Origin of the sequence: Bradyrhizobium sp. (assembly GCF_019244115.1) — a bacterium.
Lineage (GTDB): Bacteria > Pseudomonadota > Alphaproteobacteria > Rhizobiales > Xanthobacteraceae > Bradyrhizobium.
Window position 1 is genome coordinate 1 of sequence record NZ_JAFATE010000307.1, and the last position, 5198, is coordinate 5198.

Annotated in this window: 1 protein-coding gene and 1 pseudogene; both read right to left on the reverse strand. The window is 62.5% G+C overall.

The window, feature by feature from the left end:
- A partial coding sequence (locus JOZ76_RS38545; RefSeq protein ID WP_291699163.1) for a DNA-directed RNA polymerase subunit beta' occupies positions 1-4223 on the reverse strand: 4223 nt, incomplete at its 3' end.
- A gap of 114 nt (positions 4224-4337) precedes the next feature.
- Positions 4338-5198 (reverse strand): annotated as a pseudogene (locus JOZ76_RS13705) (DNA-directed RNA polymerase subunit beta); the annotation flags it as partial.

The window sequence follows — 5198 nt, forward strand, 5'->3', positions numbered from 1 at the left end:
GCCTCGACCTTCGCATTCTCGTGATCGAATTCGGAGCGATCGATCTGCTCGCCGGCGAGGAAGGTGGTCTCGCCCGGATCTTCGATCTCCACCTTCTGCAGCATCTGGCGCACGATGACCTCGATGTGCTTGTCGTTGATGCGCACGCCCTGCAGCCGGTAGACCTCCTGGATCTCGTTGATCAGGTAGCTGGCGAGCTCCTCGACCCCGAGAATGCGCAGAATGTCGTGCGGCACGCGGTTGCCGTCCATCATCAGGTCGCCCTTAAGGACGTAATCGCCTTCCTGGACGCTGATGTGCTTGCCCTTCGGGATCAGATATTCAACCGGATCGGCAGCGCCATCGTTCGGCACCACGACGATGCGTCGCTTCGTCTTGTAATCCTTGCCGAATTCGACGCGGCCTTCGCTCTCGCTGATGATTGCGAAGTCCTTGGGCTTACGCGCTTCGAACAGCTCGGCCACGCGCGGCAAACCACCGGTGATGTCACGCGTCTTTGAGGATTCGCGCGGGATCCTGGCGATGACGTCGCCGGCCTTGATGTGGGCGGTATTGTCGACCGATAGGATCGCATCCACGGGCAGGAAATATCGCGCTTCGAGCCCGTTTGCGAGTGTCAGTACCTCACCCTTCGGATCCCGCAACGTGATGCGCGGGCGCAGATCGCCCCCGCGCGGCTGCTGCTTCCAATCGATGACGACCTTCGAAGAGATGCCAGTCGCCTCATCGAGCACCTCGCGCATCGAGACACCCTCGGTCAGGTCGACATAATGCGCGATGCCGTCCTTCTCGGTGATGATCGGGATCGTATAGGGGTCCCATTCGGCCAGGCGGTCGCCACGCTTGACCGGTGCGCCGTCATCAGCCAGCAGCCGCGCGCCATAGGGCACGCGATGCCGCGCCTTCTCGCGACCGGCTTCATCGAGTAGCACCATCTCGCAGTTGCGGCCCATCACGACCGGGAGCCCCGACGAGTTGATCACGACATTGCGGTTCTTGACCTCGATCGCCGCATCGAACGCCGCTTCGATCGAGGATTGCTCGGCGCCGCGTTGCGCCGCACCGCCGATATGGAAGGTGCGCATTGTCAGCTGCGTGCCGGGTTCGCCGATCGACTGTGCCGCGATGACGCCCACCGCTTCGCCCATATTGACCATCGTGCCGCGGGCCAGGTCCCGGCCGTAGCACTTGCCGCAAACGCCAGTATGCGCTTCGCAAGTCAGGACCGAGCGGATCGAGACCGCATCGATACCGGCGCGTTCGATCGCATCAACTGCGTCCTCGTCGATCAGCTCACCGGCGGCGAGCACGACGTGGCCGCTGAGCGGATCGAGAACATCGACAGCGGCGCACCGGCCGAGAATGCGATCCGCGAGCGGCGCGATGATGTCGCCGCCTTCGACCACGGCGCGAGTCAATAGGCCGCGGGTGGTACCGCAATCCTCCTCGGTGATGATCGCGTCCTGGGCAACGTCAACCAACCGGCGCGTCAGATAGCCGGAATTGGCGGTCTTCAGCGCGGTATCGGCGAGGCCCTTTCGGGCCCCGTGAGTCGAGTTGAAGTACTCGAGCACGGTCAGCCCTTCCTTGAAATTCGAGATGATCGGCGTCGCGATGATCTCGCCCGAGGGCTTCGTCATCAGACCGCGCATGCCGGCCAGCTGCTTGATCTGAGCCGCCGACCCGCGGGCGCCCGAGTCCGACATCATCCAAACCGAGTTGATCGGCTCCCCGGGCCGCTGCGCGCGTATGACCTTGACCATCTCCTCGGCCACTTTCTCCGAGCAGCTGGTCCAGGCATCGACCTCCTTGTTGTATTTCTCGCGCTGGGTGATCAGTCCGTCCTGGTATTGTTGCTCGTACTCTTTGACCTTCTCCTGAACTTCCGCGACGAGGCGATGCTTCGCTTCGGGGATGATCAGATCGTCCTTCCCGAAGGAGATGCCGGCCTTGCACGCCTGCTGGAAGCCGAGCGTCATCAGCCGGTCACAGAAGATTACGGTCTCTTTCTGGCCGCAGTGGCGATACACCTCATCGAGGAGATCGCTGATCTGCTTCTTGTTCAGCAACTGATTGACGAGATCAAATTGGACATTCGGGTGCCGCGGCAGGATTTCGGACAGCAGCATGCGGCCGGGCGTCGTATCGACGCGGCGCACGAGCGGGTGCCCATCGACATCGAGGGTTTCATACCGAGCCTTGATCCGGGTGTGCAGCGACACGGTCTTCGCCGCCAGGGCCTGCTCGATATCGCCGATGCTCGTGAAGGTCGGCACCGGCGCCAGGACCACGCGCTCCTCGTCGACCGCTCGCTTCAGCTCGTCGAGCCTCTTCCATGCGAACGGCGTCTCGGGATCTTCGAGGTTGAAGATCGTAACGTCGCGGCGCTCCAGGCTCTGCTGGAAGGCATCTCTGGCCGCGGCCGCACCTTTCTGGCTGCCGAATTCCGGCCAGTTGATCCGAGGATGGATCGCGATCTCACCGTTCAGGACCCGCTGTAACACCGGCGAATCGGCCTTACCGAGATCTCTCGCCAGACGCGAGGGCTTCTCGCCCGGCGCGTACAGGAAGGCCGTCCCGGCTTTGATGGCCTTCTGCAAGCCCGCAAGGACATCGTGATCGCCGCGAGCGAAGCCGCCCAGCTGGAGCACCAGTCCAGGGATGTCCCGCCGCTCCATTGTGATGTGGTAGAGGCCGAGCACGATATCCTGCGACGGCACGATGATCGGCTTGCCGTTCGCTGGGCTGAGAATGTTGTTGGTCGACATCATCAGAACGCGCGCTTCGAGCTGCGCCTCCAATGACAACGGCACGTGCACGGCCATCTGATCGCCGTCGAAATCGGCGTTGAAGGCGGTACAGACGAGCGGGTGCAGCTGGATCGCCTTGCCTTCAATTAGCACCGGCTCGAAGGCCTGAATGCCGAGGCGATGCAGGGTGGGGGCGCGGTTCAAGAGCACCGGGTGTTCGCGGATCACCTCTTCGAGGATGTCCCAAACCTCCGGCCGCTCCTTCTCGACCATGCGCTTGGCGGCCTTGATCGTGCTGGCGAGGCCATAGAGCTCAAGCTTCGAGTAGATGAACGGCTTGAACAGCTCGAGCGCCATCTTCTTCGGCAGGCCGCACTGTTGCAGCTTAAGTTCCGGGCCGACGACGATGACCGAGCGGCCGGAATAATCGACGCGCTTGCCGAGCAGGTTCTGCCGGAACCGGCCTTGCTTGCCCTTCAGCATGTCGCTCAACGATTTCAGCGGTCGCTTGTTGGCGCCGGTAATCACACGGCCGCGCCGGCCATTATCGAACAAGGCGTCGACCGCTTCCTGCAGCATGCGCTTCTCGTTGCGCACGATGATGTCGGGCGCGCGCAGCTCTATGAGGCGCTTCAGTCGGTTGTTGCGGTTGATAACTCGCCGATAGAGGTCGTTGAGATCCGAGGTGGCGAAGCGGCCGCCATCGAGCGGTACCAGCGGGCGCAGCTCAGGCGGGATGACCGGAACCACTTCGAGGATCATCCACTCCGGCCGGCTGTGCGACTCAATGAATGCCTCGACCAGTTTCAGCCGCTTGACCAGCTTTTTGCGGCGCGCCTCGGAGGAGGTCTCGCGCAATTCCTCGCGCAGCTTGATCTTTTCTTCCTGCAGATCGATCGCCGACAGCATCGTACGCAGGGCCTCGGCGCCGATCGCGGCGGTGAACTGGTCATCGCCGTAATCGTCCTGGGCCTTCAGGTACTCTTCCTCCGAGAGCAGTTGATGCAGCTTCAGCGGAGTTAGGCCGGGCTCGATGACGACGTAGTTCTCGAAATAGAGGACCTTTTCGAGATCCTTCAGCGTCATGTCGAGCAACAGGCCGATGCGGCTCGGAAGCGACTTCAAGAACCAGATATGCGCAACCGGCGAGGCTAGCTCGATGTGGCCCATGCGGTCGCGGCGCACCTTGGACAAGGTCACCTCGACGCCGCACTTCTCGCAGATGATGCCGCGGTACTTCATGCGCTTGTACTTGCCGCACAAGCACTCGTAGTCCTTGATCGGGCCGAAGATGCGGGCGCAGAACAGCCCGTCACGTTCCGGCTTGAAGGTGCGGTAGTTGATCGTTTCGGGCTTCTTAATCTCGCCGTACGACCAGGAGCGGATGCGCTCCGGGCTGGCGATCGAGATCCGGATCTGGTCGAAGCTTTGCGGCCCCGAAACCTGCCCGAAGATGTTCATCAACTCGTTCATCGAGGACCCCTCTCGAACAAACCGTGCCCCGGGCTCGCTATGCTCATGCGAGCCCGGCGACGGGGCGGCTTCGCCGCCCTGTTAACCGTGTAACTGCAGGCCGGGTGCAGGCCATCAGTAGCTGCGCTGCTCCAGCTCGACATTGAGGCCAAGCGAGCGCAGCTCCTTGACCAGCACGTTGAAGGATTCGGGGATCCCGGCTTCGAAGTTGTCATCCCCGCGGACGATCGCCTCATAGACTTTGGTGCGGCCCGAGACGTCGTCCGATTTCACGGTCAGCATCTCCTGCAGCGTATAGGCTGCGCCGTAGGCCTCGAGCGCCCAAACCTCCATCTCGCCGAAACGCTGTCCGCCGAACTGCGCCTTCCCGCCCAGCGGCTGCTGGGTAACGAGGCTGTAAGGCCCGATCGACCGGGCGTGGATCTTGTCGTCCACGAGGTGATGCAGCTTCAGCATATAGATGTAGCCAACGGTGACTTTGCGGTCGAACGGCTCGCCGGTGCGGCCGTCGACCAGCGTCACCTGGCCGGAGGCAGCCAGGCCCGCTTTCTCCAGCATCGCGACGATGTCCTCCTCGCGGGCGCCATCGAACACCGGGCTGGCCATCGGCACGCCCTGCGTCAGGCCATCCGCCAGTTCGAGCAGTTCTTCTTCGGGCAACGCCTCGATCTCGCTGCGTTCCGCACCGTCATAGATTTGACCGAGCATCTGCCGAAGCTTCCGGTCGCTGCCGCCGTTACGTTTGATGCTGTCGAGAACTTCACCGATGCGAAGACCGAGCCCGTGCGACGCCCAGCCGAGGTGCGTTTCGAGGATCTGGCCGACATTCATGCGGCTGGGCACGCCGAGCGGGTTCAGCACGATGTCAACCGGCGTACCGTCTTCGAGATACGGCATGTCCTCGATCGGCATGATCCGCGAGATGACGCCCTTGTTGCCGTGCCGACCCGCCATCTTATCGCCGGGCTGAAGCTT